The 24,239-nt window shown below is 51.4% G+C and carries 23 protein-coding genes; 12 read left to right on the top strand and 11 right to left on the bottom strand.

The annotated features are described in order from the left end of the window. Window positions 1-7: 7 nt before the first annotated feature. From citF to rna, 5 genes are all read left to right on the top strand, one after another. The gene (gene citF / locus OGX97_RS16930; RefSeq protein WP_235124708.1) at window positions 8-1,540 is read left to right on the top strand and encodes a citrate lyase subunit alpha; all 1,533 of its coding nucleotides are present in this window, start codon (window positions 8-10) and stop codon (window positions 1,538-1,540) included. 3 nt (window positions 1,541-1,543) lie between these two features. Beyond that, the gene (citX, locus tag OGX97_RS16925; protein ID WP_003831273.1) at window positions 1,544-2,098 is read left to right on the top strand and encodes a citrate lyase holo-[acyl-carrier protein] synthase; all 555 of its coding nucleotides are present in this window, start codon (window positions 1,544-1,546) and stop codon (window positions 2,096-2,098) included. Beyond that, window positions 2,067-2,972 (top strand): triphosphoribosyl-dephospho-CoA synthase CitG, encoded by a 906-nt coding sequence (gene citG, locus OGX97_RS16920; RefSeq protein WP_003831272.1) that lies wholly within the window; start codon window positions 2,067-2,069, stop codon window positions 2,970-2,972. The genes citX and citG overlap by 32 nt, the downstream gene beginning before the upstream one ends. A 25-nt stretch (window positions 2,973-2,997) precedes the next feature. Next, a complete protein-coding gene (citT, locus tag OGX97_RS16915) occupies window positions 2,998-4,461 on the top strand; it encodes a citrate/succinate antiporter CitT (RefSeq protein ID WP_003831271.1) in 1,464 nt (487 codons plus the stop codon). A 110-nt stretch (window positions 4,462-4,571) separates the two neighbouring features. Next, window positions 4,572-5,378, top strand: a complete 807-nt coding sequence (gene rna, locus OGX97_RS16910) for a ribonuclease I (protein ID WP_048236469.1) — start codon at window positions 4,572-4,574, stop codon at window positions 5,376-5,378. A 41-nt stretch (window positions 5,379-5,419) separates the two neighbouring features. Here rna and OGX97_RS16905 read toward each other — a convergent pair whose 3' ends face one another. Continuing rightward, on the bottom strand, window positions 5,420-6,043 hold the full coding sequence (locus OGX97_RS16905; RefSeq protein WP_032942675.1) for a flavin reductase family protein: 624 nt from the start codon (window positions 6,041-6,043) through the stop codon (window positions 5,420-5,422). 96 nt (window positions 6,044-6,139) lie between these two features. After that, window positions 6,140-6,970, bottom strand: coding sequence for an alpha/beta fold hydrolase (locus OGX97_RS16900; RefSeq protein ID WP_048235896.1), 831 nt, complete (start codon window positions 6,968-6,970; stop codon window positions 6,140-6,142). Window positions 6,971-7,245: 275 nt separating this feature from the next. On the opposite strand from OGX97_RS16900, the gene rnk reads away from it, so the two are divergent. After that, window positions 7,246-7,656 (top strand): nucleoside diphosphate kinase regulator, encoded by a 411-nt coding sequence (gene rnk / locus OGX97_RS16895; protein WP_003831264.1) that lies wholly within the window; start codon window positions 7,246-7,248, stop codon window positions 7,654-7,656. A 183-nt stretch (window positions 7,657-7,839) separates the two neighbouring features. After that, window positions 7,840-8,268 (top strand): universal stress protein UspG, encoded by a 429-nt coding sequence (uspG, locus tag OGX97_RS16890; RefSeq protein WP_003022101.1) that lies wholly within the window; start codon window positions 7,840-7,842, stop codon window positions 8,266-8,268. 69 nt (window positions 8,269-8,337) lie between these two features. On the opposite strand, the gene OGX97_RS16885 is transcribed toward uspG, so the two are convergent. The 6 genes from OGX97_RS16885 to ahpC all read right to left on the bottom strand — a co-directional run bounded on the left by OGX97_RS16885 (window position 8,338) and on the right by ahpC (window position 14,988). Next, complete coding sequence (locus OGX97_RS16885; RefSeq protein WP_235124721.1) at window positions 8,338-9,105, bottom strand: dimethyl sulfoxide reductase anchor subunit family protein; 768 nt, start codon at window positions 9,103-9,105, stop codon at window positions 8,338-8,340. Beyond that, window positions 9,105-9,662 (bottom strand): 4Fe-4S dicluster domain-containing protein, encoded by a 558-nt coding sequence (locus tag OGX97_RS16880; protein ID WP_008784074.1) that lies wholly within the window; start codon window positions 9,660-9,662, stop codon window positions 9,105-9,107. The genes OGX97_RS16885 and OGX97_RS16880 overlap by 1 nt, the downstream gene beginning before the upstream one ends. Beyond that, window positions 9,659-11,929, bottom strand: a complete 2,271-nt coding sequence (locus tag OGX97_RS16875; RefSeq protein ID WP_048235898.1) for a molybdopterin-dependent oxidoreductase — start codon at window positions 11,927-11,929, stop codon at window positions 9,659-9,661. Before OGX97_RS16875 ends, OGX97_RS16880 begins: the two co-directional genes overlap by 4 nt. Continuing rightward, window positions 11,926-12,480 carry a TorD/DmsD family molecular chaperone gene (locus tag OGX97_RS16870; RefSeq protein WP_279850436.1) on the bottom strand — a complete coding sequence of 185 codons (555 nt, stop codon included), beginning with the start codon at window positions 12,478-12,480 and terminating at the stop codon, window positions 11,926-11,928. Before OGX97_RS16870 ends, OGX97_RS16875 begins: the two co-directional genes overlap by 4 nt. Before the next feature lie 224 nt (window positions 12,481-12,704). Then, window positions 12,705-14,270: an alkyl hydroperoxide reductase subunit F gene (gene ahpF / locus OGX97_RS16865; RefSeq protein WP_020996553.1), complete on the bottom strand. Its 1,566-nt coding sequence runs from the start codon at window positions 14,268-14,270 to the stop codon at window positions 12,705-12,707. Window positions 14,271-14,424: 154 nt separating this feature from the next. Then, entirely contained in the window at window positions 14,425-14,988 is a 564-nt protein-coding gene (ahpC, locus tag OGX97_RS16860; RefSeq protein WP_002894394.1) for an alkyl hydroperoxide reductase subunit C, read from the bottom strand. A gap of 374 nt (window positions 14,989-15,362) precedes the next feature. On the opposite strand from ahpC, the gene dsbG reads away from it, so the two are divergent. The 4 genes from dsbG (at window position 15,363) to OGX97_RS16840 (ending at window position 19,205) form a co-directional block, all read left to right on the top strand. Continuing rightward, complete coding sequence (dsbG, locus tag OGX97_RS16855) at window positions 15,363-16,109, top strand: thiol:disulfide interchange protein DsbG (RefSeq protein ID WP_032942669.1); 747 nt, start codon at window positions 15,363-15,365, stop codon at window positions 16,107-16,109. 203 nt (window positions 16,110-16,312) lie between these two features. Further along, window positions 16,313-17,215, top strand: coding sequence for a DNA-binding transcriptional repressor CitR (citR, locus tag OGX97_RS16850; RefSeq protein WP_279850435.1), 903 nt, complete (start codon window positions 16,313-16,315; stop codon window positions 17,213-17,215). 164 nt (window positions 17,216-17,379) lie between these two features. After that, window positions 17,380-18,603, top strand: coding sequence for a phosphoadenosine phosphosulfate reductase (locus OGX97_RS16845; RefSeq protein ID WP_048235901.1), 1,224 nt, complete (start codon window positions 17,380-17,382; stop codon window positions 18,601-18,603). After that, on the top strand, window positions 18,588-19,205 hold the full coding sequence (locus tag OGX97_RS16840) for an IbrB-like domain-containing protein (protein WP_048235902.1): 618 nt from the start codon (window positions 18,588-18,590) through the stop codon (window positions 19,203-19,205). Before OGX97_RS16845 ends, OGX97_RS16840 begins: the two co-directional genes overlap by 16 nt. Here OGX97_RS16840 and OGX97_RS16835 read toward each other — a convergent pair whose 3' ends face one another. Next, window positions 19,206-20,366 (bottom strand): pyridoxal phosphate-dependent aminotransferase, encoded by a 1,161-nt coding sequence (locus tag OGX97_RS16835; RefSeq protein ID WP_279850433.1) that lies wholly within the window; start codon window positions 20,364-20,366, stop codon window positions 19,206-19,208. Window positions 20,367-20,498: 132 nt separating this feature from the next. Here OGX97_RS16835 and OGX97_RS16830 point away from each other — a divergent pair, with 132 nt between their 5' ends. After that, complete coding sequence (locus OGX97_RS16830; protein ID WP_279850432.1) at window positions 20,499-21,587, top strand: oxidoreductase; 1,089 nt, start codon at window positions 20,499-20,501, stop codon at window positions 21,585-21,587. A 112-nt stretch (window positions 21,588-21,699) separates the two neighbouring features. Here OGX97_RS16830 and OGX97_RS16825 read toward each other — a convergent pair whose 3' ends face one another. Next, window positions 21,700-21,897, bottom strand: coding sequence for a YbdD/YjiX family protein (locus OGX97_RS16825; protein ID WP_008784064.1), 198 nt, complete (start codon window positions 21,895-21,897; stop codon window positions 21,700-21,702). 63 nt (window positions 21,898-21,960) lie between these two features. Beyond that, window positions 21,961-24,066 carry a pyruvate/proton symporter CstA gene (gene cstA / locus OGX97_RS16820; RefSeq protein ID WP_008784063.1) on the bottom strand — a complete coding sequence of 702 codons (2,106 nt, stop codon included), beginning with the start codon at window positions 24,064-24,066 and terminating at the stop codon, window positions 21,961-21,963. Window positions 24,067-24,239 lie beyond the last annotated feature (173 nt).

Here is a 24,239-nt window from a genome sequence, read left to right as displayed (position 1 = left end):
CAAAAAAATGACGCAGAAAATCGAACAGTCTCAACGCCAGGATCGCGTGGCGACCTGGAGCCGTCATGCAGAAAGTGAGCTTTCCGCTTATCAGAGCACCGCAAAAGTAGAATTGCAGGCGCAAAAACCGCGCGACAAAAAGCTGTGCGCTAACCTGGAAGACGCTATTCGTCGTTCAGGTTTACAGGATGGTATGACTATCTCTTTCCACCACGCTTTTCGTGGTGGCGATCTGACGATTAACCTGGTGATGGACGCCATCGCCAATATGGGCTTTAAAAATCTGACGCTGGCCTCCAGCTCTCTGAGCGACTGCCATGCTCCGCTGGTTGAGCACATCCGTCAGGGCGTGGTTAGCCGCATTTATACCTCCGGTCTGCGTGGCCCGCTGGCGGAAGAAATCTCACGTGGCCTACTAGCCGAACCGGTACAAATTCACTCCCACGGTGGCCGTGTGCACCTGGTGCAAAGTGGCGAGCTCAGCATTGATGTGGCGTTCCTCGGCGTGCCGTCCTGCGACCAGTTTGGCAACGCCAACGGTTATAACGGTAAAGCGTGCTGCGGCTCACTAGGCTATGCCCGCGTAGACGCCGAAAACGCAAAACAGGTTGTCCTGCTGACTGAACAGCTGCTGACCTATCCGCATAACCCGGCCAGCATTACGCAGGATCAGGTAGATCTGATCGTGCAGATCGATCAGGTCGGCGATGCGGACAAAATTGGTGCCGATGCGACCCGCATGACCACCAACCCGCGTGAACTGTTAATCGCCCGTAGCGCGGCTGAGGTCATTGCTAATTCCGGCTACTTCAACGAAGGCTTCTCACTGCAGACAGGAACCGGCGGCGCCTCTCTGGCCGTTACGCGTTTCCTGGAAGACAAAATGCGCAGCCGCGATATCCGTGCCGACTTCGCGCTGGGCGGCATTACCGCTACCATCGTTGACCTGCACGAAAAAGGCCTGATTCGCAAACTGCTGGACGTTCAGAGTTTTGACCGTAACGCCGCAGAATCGCTGGCCCGCAATCCAAACCACATTGAGATCAGTGCCAACCAGTATGCCAACTGGGGCTCAAAAGGCGCATCCGTCGATCGTCTGGACGTCGTGGTGCTCAGCGCGCTGGAAGTTGATACCAGCTTCAACGTCAACGTACTGACCGGTTCTGACGGCGTACTGCGCGGCGCATCCGGTGGTCACTGCGATACCGCGGTTGCCGCTGCGCTGTCTATCATCGTCGCGCCGCTGGTTCGCGGACGCATCCCGACCCTGGTTGATAACGTGCTGACCTGCGTAACCCCAGGCTCCAGTGTTGACATTCTGGTCACTGACCACGGTATCGCCGTCAACCCTGCACGTCCGGAACTGGCAGAACGTCTGAAAGAAGCCGGTATGAAAGTGGTGTCCATTGAATGGCTGCGCGAACGTGCACAGCAGCTCACCGGTCAGCCACGCGCTATCGAATTCACTGACCGCGTGATTGCCGTTGTGCGTTACCGCGATGGTTCAGTGATTGACGTTGTGCATCAGGTGAAGGAATAAACCATGCACCTGCTCCCTGAATACGCCACCCAACACGCGGTTTCCATTCCCGAGCTGCTAGCCAGCCGCGATGAGAGACAGGCAAGGCAACAGGAGTGGCTGACACGCCACTCTGCGCCGCTGGTCTCGTTTACCGTCGTCGCACCGGGACCGATTAAAGACAGCGAATTAACCCGTCGTATCTTTAATCACGGCGTAACCGCCTTGCTCGCGTTGGCGAAACAATCCACCTGGATTGTCAGGGAGCAAACAGCGCTGGTTTCTGCCAGCGGTCCAGAAGGTCTTTTGTCTATTGAGGCTCCGGCCCACGACCTCAAGCTCGCCACAATTGAACTTGAGCATTCACACCCGCTGGGACGGCTATGGGATATCGATGTCCTGACCCCTGAAGGGGAAATTCTGTCCCGGCGTCATTTCGCACTCCCTGCCCGCCGCTGTCTGCTGTGCGAGCAAAGTGCTGCCGACTGTGCGCGGGGTAAAACCCACGCGCTTTCCGACTTACTCACTCAGATGGAGGCACTGCTGCATGATGCCGATTCCCGCAACATCAACCAATAACGCAGTCCTTCCTCTGGATCTGCCTGATGCTTACGCAACGCTTGCGTGGCGCGCCATGTTGACTGAAGTCAACCTGTCGCCCAAACCCGGTCTGGTAGATCGTATTAACAACGGCGCGCATAAAGATATGGCGTTGGAAGATTTTCATCGCAGCGCTGAAGCGATTCAGTCATGGCTGCCACGTTTTATTGAATATGGGGCGTTTAGCGCACAGCTGTCGCCTGAAGATGTATTGAAAGGACTGCGCCCGCTGGGCATGGCCTGCGAAGCCGATATGTTCCGCGCCACCGCCGGGGTGAACACCCATAAAGGGAGCATCTTTTCACTGGGACTGCTGTGCGCCGCCATTGGCCGCCTGCACCAGCTCCAACTCACTGTTACCGCTGAAACCATTTGCTCTACGGCAGCAACATTTTGCCGTGGCCTGACCGAGCGCGAACTGCGCCAGAACAATCAACAACTCACGGCTGGCCAACGTCTTTATCAGCAATTGGGATTAACCGGCGCACGGGGCGAAGCCGAAGCGGGATATCCGCTTGTCATCCAGCATGCCCTGCCGCACTACCGCGCACTGCTGACTCAGGGCCGCGACCCTGAACTGGCGTTACTCGACACATTATTGCTGCTGATGTCTATCAACGGCGACACCAACGTGGCTTCACGTGGCGGCGCAGAAGGTCTGCGTTGGCTACAGCAGCAGGCCACCGCCCTGATGCAGCAAGGGGGGATTCGTACCCCTGCCGATCTCGAATATCTACACCAGTTCGACCAACAGTGCATTGAACGCAACCTCAGTCCCGGAGGCTGCGCCGATCTGCTGATCGTCACCTGGTTCTTAGCTCAGATTTCACAAGTTCATCATTATCACAATTAAAGATCCTTTCCGGAGAATCACACACATGTCTTTAGCAAAAGATAAAATATGGAAGTTATTGGCCCCCCTGGTCGTCATGGGTGTCATGTTTCTAATCCCCGTCCCTGATGGAATGCCTCCACAGGCCTGGCACTACTTTGCCGTGTTTGTGGCGATGATCGTCGGTATGATCCTGGAGCCAATTCCGGCAACAGCGATCAGCTTTATCGCCGTAACGATCTGCGTTATCGGCAGCAACTATCTGCTGTTTGATGCTTCAGAACTGGCCGACCCGGCGTTTAAAGCGGGTAAGCAAGCGCTGAAATGGGGTCTGGCGGGCTTCTCCAGCACCACCGTGTGGTTGGTGTTTGGTGCGTTTATCTTCGCACTGGGTTATGAAGTCACCGGTCTGGGTCGTCGTATCGCGCTGTTCCTGGTGAAATTCATGGGTAAACGTACCCTGACGCTGGGCTATGCGATTGTTATCATCGACATTCTGCTGGCACCGTTTACTCCATCTAACACTGCGCGTACCGGTGGCACAGTATTCCCAGTTATCAAAAACCTGCCGCCGCTGTTTAAATCATTCCCGAACGATCCTTCCGCGCGCCGTATCGGTGGATATTTGATGTGGATGATGGTCATCAGTACCAGCCTGAGTTCCTCGATGTTCGTGACCGGCGCTGCGCCTAACGTGCTGGGTCTGGAATTCGTCAACAAAATTGCCGGTATTCAAATCAGCTGGTTGCAGTGGTTCCTCAGCTTCCTGCCGGTCGGTATTATTTTGCTGATCGTTGCTCCGTGGCTGTCCTATGTTCTGTACAAACCAGAAGTTACTCACAGTGCTGAAGTTGCCGCTTGGGCCGGTGATGAACTGAAAGGTATGGGTAAACTGACCCGTAAAGAGATAACGCTGATCGGTCTGGTACTGCTCAGTCTGGGTCTGTGGGTCTTCGGTGGTAAACTAATTGATGCAACCGCAGTGGGCCTGCTGGCTGTTTCCCTGATGCTGGCGCTGCACGTTGTACCGTGGAAAGACATTACCCGTTATAACAGCGCATGGAACACTCTGGTTAACCTCGCCACGCTGGTCGTTATGGCGAATGGTTTAACCCGTTCAGGCTTCATCGACTGGTTCGCCAACACCATGAGCACGCATCTGGAAGGCTTCTCGCCTAACGCGACCGTGATCGTTCTGGTGCTGGTGTTCTACTTTGCTCACTACCTGTTTGCCAGCCTTTCCGCTCACACCGCCACCATGCTGCCGGTTATTCTGGCCGTCGGTAAAGGTATCCCGGGCGTGCCGATGGAACACCTGTGTATCCTGCTGGTACTGTCCATCGGTATCATGGGCTGTCTGACTCCATATGCAACAGGCCCAGGCGTTATCATCTACGGCTGTGGTTATGTGAAGTCCAAAGACTACTGGCGTCTGGGTGCTATCTTCGGCGTTATCTACATCGCTATGCTTCTGCTGGTCGGTTGGCCGATTCTGGCAATGTGGAGCTAATCATTCCCGTTCACGCTTGATGAAAATGATGCCAGTCAGCTAAACCTGACTGGCATTTTTTATGATTAAATAGATGATATTCAGAATTTATATAAGTGTCCGAAATCATCATGACATCAACATGGCGTTATTCTTCGTTGCTGGCAGCACTCCTGCTACCAGTTTCTGCAGCTCAGGCCGATGAACTTCAGGCAAAACAGTACGCTGATTTTGACAGCTACGTGCTGGCTCTCTCCTGGCAAACCGGATTTTGTCAGAGCCAACACGAGCGTAATCGTCAGGAGCCTGACGAATGTCGTTTGCAAAAAGAGAGCGCAGACAAAGCTGATTTCCTGACCGTTCACGGTTTATGGCCCAGCCTGCCTAAATCCATTGCTGCCCGTGGAGTAGACAATCGCCGTTGGATGCGTTTTGGCTGCGCGACTCGCCCTATTCCCAACCTGCCTGAAGCCCGCGCCAGCCGTAAATGCGCGGCCCCCGAAACCGGGCTGTCGCTGGAAAGCGCGGCAAAACTCAGCGCCGTAATGCCCGGCGCTGGAGGAAGATCCTGTCTGGAACGTTACGAGTATGCCAAACATGGCGCGTGTTTCGGTTTTGATCCCGACGCGTACTTCGGCACGATGGTGCGGCTGAATAATGAGGTTAAGGACAGCGAGGTGGGCAAATTCCTGGCGGAAAACTACGGCAAAACCGTCAGCCGTAACGCATTTGACGCCGCCGTTGCCAAAAGCTGGGGCAAAGAGAACGTCAAAGCTGTGAAGCTAAGCTGCCACGGCAATCCAGCGTATCTCACTGAGATCCAGTTATCCCTGAAAGCCGACAACATCAACCAGACGTTATCTGCCCAGTCATTCTTACCGCAACCGCATCCGGGTAGCTGCGGTAAACAGTTTATTATCGACAAAGTGGGATACTGAAACTTGCGACCGACGCTGCGAGCTGGCGTCGGTCCGTAAACTTAGCGTTTTGCACGGGCGTCCGGGCGAACTAAATCAAAACGATGTGTTTCACTGATCGAATAATACGCCGTTGGCCCACCTGCACGCAGTACCGGTTTCGCTTTCGCCGTCTGATAGATGCCGTCTTCCAGGAGCGTTTCATCTATGTGAATGCCTACCACTTCTCCCAACACCAGCCAGGTATCAACCGGTGAGCCATCAGCGGTAGTCAATTGCAGGCTTTGCGATAAGCGACACTCAAAATTGACCGGGCTTTGCGCCACGCGCGGCACGTTGACTATCCGGCTATCTGCCTTGCTAAGCCCGGCGGCAAAAAACTCGTCCTCACCGTGCGGCAAGCTGGCTGACGTTTCGTTCATCGCAGTGGCCAGCTCAAGAGTCGTCAGGTTCCAGACAAATTCACCGGTTTCGATAATATTCTGCACGCTGTCTTTCCAGCCGCTGCTGGCGAAACCGATAATCGGCGGATGATAGTTAAAACAGTTAAAGAAACTGTATGGTGCCAGATTGTGCCGACCGTTGCTGTCACGCGACGCAATCCAGCCAATCGGGCGCGGTCCAATGATGGCATTTAGCGGATCATGCGGTAAGCCGTGTCCCTGTGACGGTTGATAGAAATACATAGCGTTCCCTGTTGAAGTTAACGTCAGCGCAGCACAAATTATGCTTCGCTCATCCCCCTGGAAAAAGAAGATCAGCGTAGAACAATCTGCCAACGATTACGACTGAATAAAGTTGAGCAGGTCACCGTTGATCTGTTGCTTATGGGTGGTGCAAATGCCATGCGAGCCGCCGACATATACCTTTAACTGCGAGTCCGGCAGCATTTCCGCCGCGACCTTTCCGCAGGTTTCAAACGGGACAATCTGATCGTCATCACCGTGGATCACCAGCGTCGGGATGGTCATCTTTTTGAGGTCTTCACGCAGATCTGTTTCCGAAAACGCATGAATGCAGTCGTACAACGCTTTGATGGACCCTTGTAAGCCCTGTTCAACAAAACTTTCCCGTACAGCTTTCGACTCTTTCGCGCCAGGACGATTGTAGCCATAGAATGCAGCGGTCAGCTCATAGAAAAAGGCGGCGCGATCGTTCACAACCCCCTCACGGATGCCATCGAATACCTCTTTCGGCACGCCATTTGGGTTAAAGTCAGTCTTGATCATGATGGGCGTCACCGCACCAATTAACACCGCTTTTGCCACCCGCTGCGTCCCATGCCGGCCAATATAACGAGCCACTTCCCCACCGCCGGTAGAGTGCCCAACATGTACGGCATCTTTAAGATTGAGATGCGCGGTAAGTTCAGCCAGGTCGTCAGCATACTGATCCATATGATGTCCATCCCAGGGTTGGGCCGAACGCCCATGTCCGCGCCTGTCATGGGCGATCACACGAAATCCTTTCGATCCAAGGAACAGCATCTGATCTTCAAACGCGTCTGCCGTCAGCGGCCAACCGTGACTAAACACAATAGGTTGTCCACTTCCCCAGTCTTTAAAATGCAAATAGCTGCCGTCTTTCAAGGTAAGTTTGTCGTACTGGCTCATGAGATCTCCTGTCGCGGAACACTGAGTTGTTTGACGCGCCCGCAGCGAGCGCTTAAAAAGCATAATGCAAATTGGAGAACGATCACGTTTTTCGGCTAAAATCACACCATACGCGACAAAATTGATGATTTACCTGAATGTGAACTAAATCACTTCAAACATGGGGTAAGTCTCAGTATCATCATAAAAGCTAAACCCTTGCCGCCTGACGGTGAGGGTTTTCTTTTGGGATTATTTACCTGCGCACCCGCAGTATCGACGACATGGAGTAATAAATGTCCAGACCAACTATCATCATTAACGACCTCGATGCGGAACGCATTGACCGCCTGTTGGAGCAACCTGCGTTTGCTGGTTTACCGATTGCCGACGCCCTTAACGCCGAGCTGGATCGTGCCCAAATGTGTTCTCCAGAAACCATGCCGCACGACGTCGTGACCATGAACAGCCGCGTGAAATTCCGCAATCTGAGTGATGGCGAAGTCCGTGTGCGTACCCTGGTGTATCCGGCTACTATGACTGACAGCAACACACAGCTTTCGGTAATGGCACCTGTCGGCGCTGCACTTCTGGGGCTGCGCGTTGGTGATACCATTCACTGGGAACTGCCAGGCGGGACCTCAACGCACCTCGAAGTTATCGAGCTTGAGTACCAGCCTGAAGCTGCAGGCGACTACCTGCGCTAACTCTGTCTTATCAAAGCCACTCGCTTTATCTTACAGGGGATGCATCCGCATCCTCTTTCCGGTTAGATCTCCCTGCTCCTCGCTTTATTTCCTGTTCGCAAAACATAAATCTGTGTCGTGACTGACAGAATCATTTTTAATACTATGCTGTTATGTGTTCATGTAATGACAAGGAGAATGTTTATGTACAACACAATCATAATGCCAGTTGATGTATTCGAAATGGAACTGAGCGACAAGGCTATTCGCCATGCAGAATTTCTGGCCCAGGATAAAGGGGTTATCCATCTACTGCATGTGCTGCCAGGCTCAGCGAGCTTAAGCCTGCACCGCTTTGCAGCCGATGTCCGTCGTTTTGAAGAGCATCTGCAACACGAAGCGGAAACCCGTCTGCAAACGATGGTTGGTCACTTCAGCATCGATCCTTCCCGTATTAAACAACACGTCCGCTTTGGCAGCGTACGTGACGTGGTCAACGAATTGGGTGAAGAGTTGAATGCGGATGTCGTTGTCATTGGGTCGCGTAACCCATCAATCAGCACCCATCTGCTTGGCTCAAACGCTTCCAGCGTTGTTCGACACGCGACTTTGCCAGTGCTGGTTGTTCGTTAACAGCCACTGATTTGCTAAAGAAAACCCCTGCCAGGTTAACGCCTGACAGGGGTTTTTATTACCTCACGATTAATACAAATGGCCGATATTCACGATGGAGCTGATCGTATCGCCAAAAAACGTCAGACGGCTCAGGAATACGCCAACAAACAGCAGGGCGAAAAGCGCTTTTGCGCGACGCTCGCCCTGACGGCTAAGCACAAAGGCCACCGCCAGACACACCAGACTCGCCAGATAAAGTGGCGACGTCAGCCAGGCATGCGCCGTCATCTGCATGATGGTGCCACCGCTTAGCCAGATAATGGGTGCGGCGATCATGACTGCCATACACACGGCAATCCCCTGGCGCAATGCAGCAACGGCAGGTGCGAGGTTAAGCAGTGGAATCGCAGCACACCCCATCACCCACACCGTGATGAAGAACAACAGCATTGTCAGACCGTTGGCGATCGCCACCATTGCCGGGGCGGCATAGGTCATCCCCTGTACCGCCACCAGCGCGATACCGAGAACAGAGGCCAGAACAGCTGGTGCTTTGTGCCCTTTTGCCAAAAACGTCACCCCGACAGCTGCACCGTATAAAGTGGCGCCCAGAATCTCTCGGCTCAGCCAGGCGTGCTGCAGGTTGATCAAGGCATCGTAGGCGCGATCCGGATGCGCAAGGTGTAATATCGCCGCCACGGACGCCGCCGCCAGAACCAGTCCACTTACCAGCCAGTACAGGCGCTTGCTCTCCAGTTTTCCTTGCAGCATACGCAGCGTCAGAATGAGCGTGATCCCAACCGACATTTGGCTTAATACGGTAAAAATGACCAGAGGAAGTTCATACTTTTCCATTACTTGGCCTCCGGCTGCTTTGGTTGACGCGCAAGGATAAAACGCGTGCCAGGATTAAGCTGCGGCATACGCGGGAATCCCGGCGGATACTGCACCGCATTATCAGGTATAGGATCGGCATCCAGATCGATAAGCGTCAGCGCACCTACCGGACAGGCATTCACGCACGCCGGCTGCATGCCAACATCAAGACGCTCATAGCACATGCTGCATTTTTCCGCTTTTTTCGTCTCTTCATTAAAGCGCGGCGCACCGTATGGACAGTTGCGAATACAGTTTTTGCATCCGATACAACGTTCCGGGTTATGCACTACAACGCCATCCTCACGTTTGGTGTACGCCTCTACCGGACAAGCTGCCAGGCAGGCCGGATTTTCGCAGTGGTTACAGGCCAGCGAGTAGAACGCTCGCTCTTCATGCGGATAAATTTCTTTATCCAGCGGGTAGACGTAGCGCCAGAAACGTTCTGGCTCCAGCTGGTTAAAACTCTTACACGCCATCGCACAGCCACGGCAGCCGATACACTTATCGCTATTAACTAAAAACGCGCGCCTCATGCCGCTGCTCCTTTATCGATCAAAATGATGTCCGCAAACTGACTATGGATGGCCGCACCTGGCGCACCAGTTTTCATCAAGCCCATATCGGCCGGAGTATCCGCCACAACGTTTTGAACGTTGTATTTCCGTTTCGGGAACCACGCCTCGTACATCACCAGGAAATCCTCCGGAACGTTAGCGGTTACCTTCGCACGTAACTCCACCTCACCTGCGGTGTTAAACACTTTCACCAGGTCATTTTCAGCGATGCCTCTTTTCCCGGCGGAAACCGGGTGCATATAAACAAACGGTTCAGGATAGAAGACCTGCATCCAGTCAAGGTTGATGAATTGGGAATGGATACCGAACTGCACATGCGGCGTAAACAGGTGGAATGGCAACGTGCTTTTTGCCTCCGGTTTGTATTCCGGCAGCGCCGTATGGCCATTTTTCTCACACAGCTCAGATTTGAACTCAAACTTTCCAGAGGGCGTTTTAAACTTACGGTCATACCAGGCCGCAGAACTTGGCAGAATGGCTTTTTTCGGCCCTTCCAGTAAATCATCCCAGGAGGAGATACCAAACATTTTGGCCATTCCGTCATTGAATTCCTGGTCCAGCCAGCGCTTATGATCGAACTCCTGCGGGAATGTGCAAGAACCCGGCTCCAGCTTGTTGATTGTGCGGGAAAGTAAAACGGCGATTTCCAGATCGCATTTTGCCTCATACATTGGCTTAATTGCAGGCTGGTTGATTGAGAGCCAGTAGTGCCAATATGAGGCGTCTACGTTCCACTCTTCAAAGGCTGTGGTGACAGGCAAAACGATATCGGCATGCTGGACGGTCTCGTTAAAGAATTGGTCGGCGCACACCACCATTTCCAGTTTTTCAAATGCTTTTTCCATCTTGCTGCGATCAAAATCCTGAGCAAACGGGTTCTTACAGGCAACCCAAAGCATTCGGACAGGCGGCTCATTGGCTTCCAGAATTCCCTTTGCGGTCTGGTTGATATTCAACGAGCGATCGGAATACTGTGCGACTTCCCCCGCAGAACCAAACTCGCTGGTTGTGCCCGCCGCCCCCGGCATCCCGATAGAGCCTACCGGTGGCTTCTGCAACATGGCATTGTAGTTAAAGCCCCAGGTATGCAAATGACCGTAGCGAGCGCCACCGCCCTCAATGCCAATATTGCCGGTCATTGCCACAAAGGCATCGATCGCCCGTACGTTAGCGCCGCCATTGACATGGCGCTGCATGCCGTAGCCAATCCACACGGTAGCAGGGTTAACCGCGGTAAATTCTTCCGCCAACTGGCGAATAACATCCGCCGACAGCCCGCAAATCTCAGATGCCCACTCTACGGTAACGTTATTACGCAAATACTCTTCAAATTCAGCATAACCATGGGAATAGTTGTTAACGAAATCCTGATCAACCAATCCTTTGTCCACCAGGTGGCGTGCCATGCCCAGCGCCAGAGCGCCATCTGATCCTGGGCGAACGCGTAAATAGAGATCGGCTTTCGCAGCGGTTTGGGTTAACAGTGGATCGATAACGACCACTTTTGCGCCTTTTTCCCGCGCCTGATAGATGTACTTCATGGTGTGCATAGAGCACCAGGCCGGGTTAGCGCCCCAGATAATAATGTATTTGGCTTTCACCATATCTTCCGGGTCGTTACACCACATGTCGCCCATGTCGTAGTTTTGCGCGTCGATACCGGCTGGCCAGCAAGGTGTTCCGGCAAAACGGGTGGTGTAACCCAGTGAAGACATCATCCCTTCAACGGCATAGTTCAATACACCAAATTTGCCTGAGTACTTGGTCAGCGCCAGACCCAACATTGAACCATCTTTCTTTTTAATCTCCAGCATCTTGGTCGCAATGCGCTGCATTGCTTCATCCCAGGAGATACGACGCCAGTTACCGCTGCCGCGAACATCCTGAACCATCGGATATTTAATGCGGTCCGGGCTGTATACCCTACGTGGATAGCTCAATCCCTTCACACACGGAGTTCCATGCGTAAACGTTGATTCAGGCGCGCCTTCCACAAAGGTGATGACGTCATCCTTCACCCAGGTTTTCAGGCTACAAGTGTCATAGCAGTTACGTGGACAGGCGTTACGATAGATTTTGTAGGTTTTGGGATTAAACGGAATTGGCGGTTGCGCCAATGCACAGCGTGAAGTCAGCAATCCCCCTGGCAGGGCAGCCACCGTTCCAAGGGCAATCAACCCTTTCAAAAATGAACGTCTGTTCAGAACTCCCGGTTCATTACTCATATTGATACTCTCGTGTTTAATTCATCAAGCCAAAAAGACAACCTTTCCGCGACGTTTTTCAACGTAACGGTTTGTGCATTTATATGTATTTTTTCTATATACGCGGGCATCCACATCGATATATACTCAATTATATATCGAGTCATGACGCTCTTGTATTCTGCTGATATCCTGGCATTAGCCGATAATAAAACTGCTAATTCCAATACGCAGGAAATATGATCATCCGGGATATTATTTACATGGTTTATAGATAGACCTATATTTGCCATGAATTCCCGAATGCTTAAGGTTGATTTACCCATTACGAGGGCATCTTCTTCAAGGTATACCGAAGCGAACGGCGGGGCTTTTAGCGTCTGCGGCCCAACAAATAGTGCATTGAAGTCGTACTCCGCCTCCAGCCACTCCTGCTCTGTTAGCGTTGAGGCATTTGTATCTAAAGCTGAATAAGCCGCTTTCAGCGTGTAACTATCGTGAGAGATAAAAAAATCACGTAACAATAACCCTGTCGATTCAAAGATCGTCAGGGTTTCATATATTTCACCCATGAATTAACCAACCATTTATTCACACAACAAATGAAAAAAATAATGCAGGTTAATATAATAAAGATAACGCCCTCTCTTTCTTTGATGAAAATAATGATCAGGCTAATTAAGTGAATGTTTTAAACGGTTTATTGTTTCAAGAATTGACAATTTAAGTGTATGGAAATAAAAAACCGCCAGCGGATGACTGGCGGTTTTGGCATTGCAGGTGAGTCTTACTTTTTTTATGCTACTGTCGTGCGAATCAGATAATCAAACGAACTTAACGAGGCCTTCGCGCCTTCACCGGTCGCGATGATAATCTGCTTATACGGTACGGTGGTGCAGTCACCGGCAGCGAAAACGCCTTTCACGCTGGTTTCGCACTTGGCATCGATGATGATCTCACCCATACGGTTACGTTCAACGGCGCCTTCCAGCCAGTTGGTGTTCGGCAGCAGACCAATCTGAACAAAGATACCTGCCAGTTCCACATTGTGAACATCGCCGCTCACACGGTCACGATACTCCAGGCCAGTAACTTTGCTGCCATCGCCTTTCACTTCTGTCGTTTGCGCATTCAGAATGATGTCGACGTTTTTCAGACTGCGAAGCTTATTTTGCAGCACCTGGTCAGCCTTCATTTCAGGAGCAAACTCCAGCAACGTCACATGTTCAACAATACCTGCCAGGTCGATAGCCGCTTCAACGCCGGAGTTACCGCCGCCAATCACCGCAACACGCTTGCCTTTAAACAGCGGGCCATCACAGTGCGGACAGTAGGTTACGCCTTTGGTGCGATACTGATCTTCGCCCGGAACGTTCATGTTGCGCCATTTCGCGCCGGTGGCGATGATAATGCTACGTGCTTTCAGCACCGCACCGGAGGCCGTTTCAATCTGATGCAAACCGCCTTCCTGCGCTGCTGGAATGAGTTTGCTCGCGCTCTGGCTGTCAATCACATCGACATCATAATCATCAACGTGTGCTTTCAGCGCGCCTGCCAGTTTCTGGCCTTCAGTTTTCGGTACTGAGATATAGTTTTCAATATCAACAGTATCAAGAACCTGGCCGCCAAAACGTTCGCCCATCAGACCGGTGCGAATGCCTTTACGTGCAGAGTACACCGCTGCCGCCGCACCTGCAGGACCAGAACCGACAATCAATACGTCATAAGCATCGCGCTTATTCAGCTCTTCAGCCGCACGTTTTTCTGCGCCAGTATCCACTTTCGCCACGATCTCAGTCAGCGTCATACGCCCCTGACCGAACTCTTTGCCGTTCATAAATACCGCCGGAACGCCCATCACGTTACGATCGGTGATTTCGTTCTGGAATGTACCGCCGTCAATCGCCGTATGCTTGATACGTGGGTTCAACACCGCCATCAGGTTCAGCGCCTGCACCACGTCCGGGCAGTTATGGCAGGAAAGTGAATAATAGGTTTCAAATTCAAAATCACCGTCGAGATCGCGGATCTGCTCCAGCAACGTCTGCGCCTCTTTTGACGGATGACCACCGGTCCACAACAGCGCCAGCACCAGAGAGGTAAACTCATGACCCAGCGGAGAACCGGCAAAACGCGGTCCCTGGTGAGAACCGGGATTGGTAATCAGGAACGATGGCTTACGCACCGCCAGAGTATTGTCTTCTTTGAAGGTGACTTTTTCTGACAGTTCAGCAATTTCAGTCAGCAGTTCCTTGATTTCTGCCGATTTAGCGCTGTCATCCAGCGTCGCAATCAGCTCAACAGGTTTGGTCAGTTTCTCAAGGTAAGCCCTGAGCTGGGTTTTCATATTTGTGTCGAGCATTCTTCTTCCCTCTCTGAAAACATCATCATGCAAGCCGATTTTGCGGGACTGCATTAATGCAACTTGCGTCATGGTGCTGGAATGAAACAGGCGCAAATTTGCGCCTGTGGAATGCCGGATGCACTACGTTTATCCGGCCTACAAACTATGCGACTTAGATTTTACCAACCAGGTCCAGAGATGGCGCTAAGGTTGCTTCACCTTCTTTCCATTTTGCCGGGCAAACTTCACCTGGGTGGGAAGCCACGTACTGTGCTGCTTTGATTTTACGCAGCAGGTCAGACGCATCACGGCCGATACCTTCAGCAGTAACTTCGATTGCCTGGATGATACCCTGCGGGTCAACAACGAAGGTTGCGCGGTCAGCCAGACCTTCATCTTCACGCATGTTGTCGAAGTTACGGGTCAGGGCGCCAGTCGGGTCGCCGATCATCGCGTATTTGATTTTCGCGATAGTTTCAGAGCTGCTGTGCCATGCTTTGTGGGTGAAGTGGGTGTCGGTAGAAACGGAATACACATCTACGCCCAGTTTCTGCAGTTCTTCGTAATGGTCTGCAACGTCACCCAGCTCGGTCGGGCATACGAAAGTAAAGTCAGCCGGGTAGAAGAAGAAGACGCTCCAGCGACCTTCGGTATCTTTCTCGGTTACTTCGATGAACTCACCGTTTTTGAACGCCTGGTTTTTGAAAGGTTTAATTTTGGTATTAATCAAAGACATCTGTACTTCCTCCGTGTTTTCGTTGAGAGATAAGTTAACGAAAATCTCTTCGCAGGGCTAATGCGTTTCCTTTATCAAATCAATAAGCGTTAACTAACAACCCACTCAAACTCATGTTGTGAACCTAAAGATAAAAGTAAAAAAGGCCCCCTTTGCAGGGAGCCTCATTACCCGAGCTACCCGCAGGTAACGTCAGTGCCAGCAGGGCTGGCTATGTGTTGCGCTCTACATTACCTTAACAAAGGTCGTAACAGCGATGGGGATTACATCACCCAACTAAAGAAAGGGCAATCGACAGACCGTCGATCTTACCTATGGCTGTGATAGGTTTTGCAATTAAGCCCACTTTCCTGCTGATTTTATAAGGAAAATCAATGTTTAAACGCACCTTACTCTTAACTCTTCTCCCCGCTATCGTGCACGCAGAGGAGCTCCCTGCCCCTGTTAAAGCCATTGAGAAACAGGGAATTACGATCCTGAAGCCCTTCGACGCACCGGGTGGAATGAAAGGCTATCTGGGAAAATACCAGGACATGGGGGTCACTATCTATGTCACGCCTGACGGTAAACATGCCATCTCCGGCTACATGTATAATGAAAAAGGAGAAAACCTCAGTAATGCGCTCATAGAAAAAGAGATCTATGCCCCTGCCGGACGTGAGATGTGGCAGCGAATGGAAAAAGCGTCGTGGATTCTGGACGGGAAAAAAGAAGCCCCGGTCATCGTTTACGTGTTTGCCGATCCCTTCTGTCCTTATTGCAAACAGTTCTGGCAGCAGGCGCGCCCATGGGTAGATTCCGGTAAAGTTCAGCTGCGTACGCTGCTGGTTGGCGTGATCAAACCCGAAAGCCCGGCAACCGCTGCTGCAATCCTGGCATCCAAAGATCCGGCCAAAACCTGGCATGACTATGAAGCATCGGGCGGGAAAATGAAGCTGGAAATCCCCACGTCTGTCCATCCAGAACAGATGAAAGTACTGAATATCAACCAAAAACTCATGGATGATTTAGGTGCTAATGTGACGCCCGCGATCTACTACATGAGCAAAGACGATACGTTACAACAGGAAGTGGGATTACCCGATAAAGATAAATTAAATATTATTATGGGAAATAAATAAAGGTAACAGAATGAGTGATTGTTATGGTTCTCATTTCAATCACTCTTTAAAATGTATTTTTATCGTAACCATCAAGCAATCTGTGTTATTTTAGTTTAAGTTAATTATTCATTAAGCCATAAACATAAACTCTAAGAATGATTAGAATTTAAATTATTCAACAATTGAATTATCCTATACATTACCATCACAGGAAGGTATGCATGGCTAACCTCTATGACCTCAAAAAATTCGATCTTAACCTGTTGGTAATTTTTGAATGTATTTATCAACATTTGAGCATCAGTAAAGCTGCGGCAACACTGTATATCACCCCTTCAGCCGTCAGCCAGTCATTACAGCGACTGCGTACACAGTTTAACGACCCCTTGTTTATTCGCTCAGGCAAAGGCATTACGCCTACGGTCACAGGGGTAAACCTTCATCTTCACCTTGAAAAAAATCTCAATAATCTGGAACAAACCATCAATATCATGCACGGTTCCAGCCTGAAAAATAAATTCGTCATCTACAGCCCACAAATTACAACCAACCTGAATGTGACATCTTTAATTAATAGCCTCAGAGAAAATTCAGATATTGAAATTGAGCATCATGATATATTAATGTCAGCAGAAACGGCCGAAAACATCCTTGCCTATCGTAAAGCCGATCTGGTGATTACAACAACGCCAGTTCACAATCGTTCTATTGTATGTACTCATTTCAAGACTATTGACTGTGTTTTAGTGTGCAGTGGCAACCATCCCAGAATAAATGAAACGAGCACACTCGAACAAATCCAACAAGAGCAATTTACATATTTTCCCTCTGAAGATCAGGGTATTAAAGATTATCGTTCCCGTGCAAGCGAATCGATGGCATTCCATAAAGTAGGTTTTAGTAGCGATTCCTTACTCTCGATTGCTAACGTTATCGCCAGTACGGATATTATTGGTTTTCTCCCCAAACAAATTTATGAACTTTATCAACCAGCATTGAAATTTAAAGAAATTAAAACCGATTTTGAATTACCAAAAATAAAATTGTTCATAATGTATAACCGCGCATCATTGAATCATAAAGCCTTCGCAGAATACATAAACAAACTATCCTTAGATAGTTAATGGTAACATGATTAAAAGCACATCATAATTCACATAAAACATACAATGACAATGTGGCATGCAAATAATGAATATATTTAAATATTGCATGCCGCAAGAAAAAGCTTATCCTATTACGGACATTTATTATGGCTGCAAATAATAAAATTCGATATGGATTTGATATGTCTGTTTATAAAATACCGTTGGATAAAAATGTTCTGCAAGCAGCACAGGAACGCATTACCTGGACGCTTGAAACTCTACCGCGTGTCTGCGTTTCTTTCTCTGGAGGTAAAGATTCGGGGTTGATGTTACATCTGACCGCCGCCATTGCCCGCCAGTTACAGAAAAAAATAAACGTCTTATTTATCGACTGGGAGGCTCAGTTTTCCTGCACTATCGACTATGTCCAGGCGCTACGCGAGAATTATTCCGATGTCATCGAAGAATTTTATTGGGTTGCATTGCCGCTGACGACACAAAATTCACTGTCACAATTTCAGCCTGAATGGCAATGCTGGGAGCCGGGTACTCAATGGGTTCGCCAACCGCCTGCAGATGCCATTACCGATCCCGAGTTTTTCTCTTTCTACCAACCCGGTATGACTTTCGAGCAATTTGTTCGTGAGTTCGCTGAATGGTTTTCGCAGAAACGACCAGCCGCCATGATGGTCGGGATCCGCGCCGATGAGTCATATAATCGTTTCGTCGCCATTGCGAACTCGAAAAAACAGCGTTTTGCCGATGACAAACCCTGGACCACCAGCGCCCCCGGCGGGCATACCTGGTATATTTATCCGATTTATGACTGGAAAACTGCTGACATCTGGACGTGGTTTGCGAAGTCAACGCTCCCGTGTAATCCCCTGTACAACCTGATGTATCAGGCGGGAGTTCCCACGCGATACATGCGTATCTGCGAACCCTTTGGGCCTGAACAACGCCAGGGACTGTGGCTTTACCATGTTATTGAGCCTGAACGCTGGGCAATGATGTGCTCCCGCGTCAGCGGGGTAAAAAGTGGCGGGATATATGCTGGTCAGGACAACCATTTTTACGGTCACCGCAAAATATTAAAACCCGAACATTTAAGCTGGCAGGAATACGCCATGCTGTTATTGAAGAGTATGCCGGAAACGACCGCCGAACATTACCGCAATAAAATCGCCGTCTATTTACAGTGGTATAAGAAAAAAGGCATGGAGATTATCCCACAAACCCAGGAAAGAGATATTGGTTCAGTGGATATTCCGTCGTGGCGGCGTATCTGTAAGGTCCTGCTGAATAACGACTATTGGTGCCGGGCTCTCTCATTTAGTCCAACGAAACCCAAAAACTATCAACGCTACAATGAGCGCATGAAAACAAAACGCCAGGAATGGGGACTCTTATGCAACAGCGATTAACTCAGGAACTCCTCGGCTTTCTTTCTGGTTTATCAGAACCAGAGAAAATTGAAGCCATAAATGAATTCAGAAAGGCAATACACAGCGTCAGTCCCTTTCGCGAGGAGCCCGTAGATTGCGTTCTTTGGGTTAAAAATGATCATATTTCACCCAATGACTACAACCCCAATAACGTTGCGCCACCGGAGAAAAAGCTGCTGCTGAAGTCCCTCGAAGCTGACGGGTTTACGCAGCCCATTGTAGTGGTTCACTCAACGGCTGAAGAATACGAAATTGTCGACGGTTTCCACCGCCACGAGTTAGGTAAAGCCAAAGCCTCACTGAGGCCCAGGCTGAAAGGATATCTGCCGGTTGCCTGTTTAGAACGCGAACGCCATGAGCGTATGGCGGCAACCATTCGCCACAACCGCGCCCGCGGGCGTCATCAAATCCACGCCATGTCCGAGATTGTCCGCGAGCTATCGCAACTGGGATGGAGTGAAGAAAGAATTGGCAAGGATCTTGGTATGGACAGCGACGAGGTGTTACGCCTGAAGCAAATCAACGGCCTGCAAGCGTTGTTTGCTGACCGTCGATTCTCCAAAGCCTGGACTGTGAAATAGCTACAACGAAACCAGACGCTCGGCTGCCGCTAACAGCGTCGATTCTTGCTTGGCAAAACAGAGGCGAATCAGTTTATGCGGGAAAGGATCGGCGCAGAACACCGACAGCGGAATTGCCGCAACGCCCACTTCAGTGGTCAGCCACTGGCAAAACTCCACGTCGTTAAGCGAGGAAACGGCGCTGTAATCGACCAGTAAAAAGTATGTGCCTTCACACGGCAGAATTTCCAGTCGGCTGTCACGCAGCGCGTTCACTAACACGTCGCGTTTTTTCTGATAAAACGCGGGCAGTTCGCGATAGTGTGCCGGATCTTCTCGTAGCATATCCGCCAGTGCGAGCTGAGCCGGCGTGTTGACGGAAAACGTCAGATACTGGTGAACTTTTCGTAGCTCAGCGCTAATGGCGGCTGGCGCAACGCAGTATCCGACCTTCCAGCCAGTCATATGGTAGGTCTTACCAAACGATGAAACAGCAACAGCGCATTCCCGCAGCTCTGAATGTGCCAGCACGCTGGCATGCCCCTGTTTGGCGAAACAGATATGCTCATAAACTTCGTCGCTGATGACAAAGATCTCGCGTTCTTTAATCGCCTGCCACAGCGCGTCAAAATCGGCGTGATGCCACACAGTGGCTGAAGGGTTATGTGGCGTGTTCAGGATAACCAAGCGGGTACGGTCGCTGAGTAAGGCACCAAACGCCTGCCAGTCGACGCGAAAAGCCGGTGGTTGCAGGGCGATACGTTTAACCACACCGCCGGATAATTCAACCGCAGGCGCATAGCTGTCGTAGCTCGGGTCAAAACAAATCACCTCATCACCAGGGCGCACCAGCGCAGTGATCGCGGCATATAATGCTTCTGTGGCCCCCGCCGTGATGGTCACTTCACTATTCGCGTCAGGTTTATAGCCGTACAGGTCTGCCGTTTTATCCGCGATGGCTTCGCGCAGCGGCTGCACGCCGGTCATCGGCGCATACTGGTTTGCGCCATGCGCGACGTGATACCCCAGACGCTCTTGCAAAAAGAGTGGACCGTCAAAATCAGGAAACCCCTGCGAGAGGTTAATGGCCTGATGCTGCTGAGCCAGCGCACTCATTTGCGTGAAGATAGTGGTGCCCAGATTAGGCAGTTTGCTTTGCGGAATCAGCGGGTTATTACTCATTATTGTTATCCCAGCGTGTGATGTTGTAGTTGAAGCCACTATAGCACGATGCTAGTATTTGGCAATCAAGACGTTCAGACGTCTATATAAAAATAACCTGCCTGGACAGGACAGCCAAAAGGACAACACAACATGAGTAATACCGAAATTCGCGTCGTCACCGGCCCAGCCAACTATTTTTCCCATCCTGGCAGCCTGTCGAGACTGAACGATTTTTTCTCTGCCGACCAACTTTCAAGCGCCGTGTGGGTTTATGGTGAACGCGCCATCGATGCGGCCCGCCCTTACCTGCCAGAGGCTTTTCATCTTGCCGAGGCTAAACGCCTGCTGTTTACGGGACATTGCAGCGAAACCGATGTTGCCCAACTGGCAAAAGAGTCGGGAGAGGATCGCAGTGTGGTGATTGGCGTGGGTGGCGGTACATTGCTCGACACCGCTAAAGCGTTGGCCCGTCGTCTGGATCTGCCGTTTGTCGGTATTCCTACTATCGCGGCGACCTGCGCTGCCTGGACGCCGCTCTCTGTCTGGTATAACGATGCGGGCCAGGCACTACATTTCGAAATTTTCGCTGACGCGAACTTCCTCGTGCTGGTCGAACCCGAGATCGTTCTCAATGCGCCAGAAGAATACCTACTGGCGGGGATCGGCGACACGCTGGCAAAGTGGTATGAAGCCGTCGTGCTCGCACCTCAGCCGGAAACACTGCCATTGACAGTACGTCTGGGTATTCAAGCCGCGCAGACCATCCGCGACGTCCTGCTGGAAAGCAGCGAGCAGGCGCTGGCAGACAAACAACAAGGCACGCTAAGCCGCACGTTTTGCGATGTGGTGGATGCGATTATTGCCGGAGGCGGCATGGTTGGTGGTCTGGGTGAGCGCTACACACGCGTGGCGGCGGCGCATTCTGTTCACAATGGCCTGACCGTCCTCCCACAAACCGAGAAGTTTTTACACGGCACCAAAGTGGCGTACGGCATCCTGGTGCAGAGCGCGCTGCTGGGACAAGATGACGTGCTGGCGCAGTTAATTACCGCTTATCAGCGATTCAACCTGCCAACCCGATTAGCTCAACTGGAAGTGGACATCAATAACCGCGCCGAAATCGACAAAGTGATTGCGCACACTCTGCGCCCGGTGGAGTCCATTCACGCCCTGCCGGTAACGTTAAAGCCGGAGACACTGCGTGCAGCATTCGAAAAGGTAGAGTCGTTTACGGTGTGATTATGGTGCGGGTTGCCTGATGGCGGCTTCGCCTTATCAGGCCTACGACGACAAATTACGCCAATACGATGTTGTAGGCCGGATAAGCGTCAGCACCATCCGGCAAAAAAAATCAACAGCACTTCGCGCCACCTTTCCCGCCATATCGCGCATCCTGGCGCTCGCGGAAAAATTCTTCGTAGGTCATTGGTGTTTGGTCCGGATGAGTGACGCGCATATGTTCAACATAGTTGTCATAATCCGGCATACCTATCATTAATCGGGCGGTTTGACCTAAATACTTCCCGGCTTTGGCGAGTGTTTCAAACATAGCGTTTCCCTGTCGTACAAACGCCCTCCCCGTTCAGGAGAGGGCTGGTTGGTTAAGAGAATATTAGTGCGCGCCTTTCGCCTGCGCCACGATCTCTTCGACATTCTCAGGCATCGGCTCGTACGGTGTCTCTTTCGAAGTTGGTTTGTCCTCTTTCAATGCTGCCAGCGCAGTTTTGATGGAGAACAGACCCAGCACCACAACGACGACCATGAAGAAGATGGTAAGACCCGCATCCAGGCGGTTGTTAAACACCAGTTGCGTCAGCTGCGACTGGGTGTACTGCGCCGGAATGTTACCGCTGTCGATCATCGCCTGGAACTTGTTGGCGATAGCCAGGAAGCCGATTTTCGCATCCGGGCTAAACGCTTTCTGCCAGCCAGCGGTCAGGGTACAAATCAGCAGCCAGGCCGTTGGGACCAGTGCCACCCACGCGTAGCGCTGGCGTTTCATCTTGAACAGCACCACAGCACAGAGCATCAACGCCATACCGGCCAGCATCTGGTTAGCGATACCAAACAGCGGCCACAGGGTATTGATACCACCCAGAGGATCCACCACGCCCTGGTGTAAGAAGTAACCCCAGGCCAGCACGCACAGCGCTGTAGCCAGCAGGTTTGCAGGCAGCGAATCGGTACGTTTCAGGCTCGGTGATACCACGCCCAGCAAGTCCTGCAGCATAAAGCGCGCGGCGCGTGTACCGGCATCTACCGCCGTCAGAATAAACAATGCTTCAAACAGAATGGCGAAGTGATACCAGAACGCCACATCCATCATGCCACCCAGCGCGCCGTGCAGAATGTACGCCATCCCGACGGCCAGCGTCGGCGCACCACCTGCGCGGGAGATGATGGATTGCTCACCCACTTCATTGGCGATTTGATGCAGGGTGTCTGGCGTAATGGCAAAGCCCCAACTGCTGACTACCTGTGCCGCAGAAGCCACTACGTCAACCGTGCCCGCAGGAGCCAGCACCGCCATCGGGCTGTTCATTGCAAAGTACACGCCCGGATCGATGATGCACGCGGAAACCAGCGCCATAATGGCGACAAAGGATTCCATCAGCATTCCACCGTAGCCGATAAAGCAGGCCTGCCCTTCATTCGCCAGCATCTTCGGCGTGGTTCCGGAGGAGATCAGCGCATGGAAGCCAGAAACCGCACCACAGGCAATGGTAATAAACAGGAACGGGAACAAGTTACCGGTCCAGACCGGGCCAGTACCGTCAACAAACTTGGTCAGCGCTGGCATGGTCAGCGTCGGACGCATGATCAGAATCCCTACTGCCAGACCAACAATGGTGCCGATTTTCAGGAAGGTAGAGAGGTAATCACGCGGGGCCAGCAGCAGCCACACAGGCAGGACGGCGGCAACAAAACCGTAGCCCACCAGCATCCACGTCAGCTGTACGCCGGTAAAGTCAAAGTACGGTGCCCAGGTCGGGCTTTCAGCCACCCAGCCGCCGGAAATAATGGCAAACACCAGGAACACCAGACCGATGACCGACACTTCGCCAATGCGGCCCGGGCGCAGATAGCGCAGATAAATCCCCATGAAGATCGCCAGCGGGATGGTGAACGCCACGGTGTAGGTTCCCCACGGACTGTGGGTCAGCGCTTTCACGACGATCATCGCCAGTACCGCGAGAATAATCACCATGATCATAAAACAGGCCACCAGCGCAATAACGCCCGCCGTTGGGCCCATCTCTTCTTTCACCAATTCGCCAAGGGAACGACCATCGCGACGGGTAGAAACAAACAGCACCATGAAGTCCTGCACCGCCCCTGCCAGTACTACCCCGGCGAGCAGCCAGATCATCCCCGGCAGATAGCCCATTTGCGCCGCCAGCACTGGTCCAACTAACGGACCCGCTCCGGCTATCGCCGCAAAATGGTGACCAAACAGTACTTTTTTATCGGTGGGAACATAATCCAGACCGTCGTTATGGCGCACGGCTGGCGTCATACGCGTCGGGTCAAGCGCCAGTACATTTTTCGCGATGTACAGGCCGTAGAAACGGTAAGCGATAAGGTAGACACAGACCGACGCCACGACTATCCACAACGCGTTGATCTGTTCACCACGATTTAATGCGATATAGCCGAGGGCAAATGCTCCCATAACGGAGAGCACTGTCCAGACGAGGTACTTCCCTGATTTGTTCATAGTTGTTATCCGTTGTCCGATCCAGAGAGATGTTACATTTTGTTTCTATAACATCTTTTCTGAATTTAACAACCTGACAACTATGCAAAGCAGATATATCACTGATTTTTTACATTGTATTGTTAACTTGATCACTATCAACGCAGAGACAACTGAAAAAATTGCGCAGTATG

It is taken from the genome of Citrobacter sp. Cpo061 (genome assembly GCF_030332845.1).
Classification (GTDB): Bacteria; Pseudomonadota; Gammaproteobacteria; order Enterobacterales; family Enterobacteriaceae; genus Citrobacter; species Citrobacter portucalensis.
The sequence above is the reverse complement of the archived record's forward strand: the minus strand, read 5'-3'. Positions and strand labels throughout refer to the sequence as shown.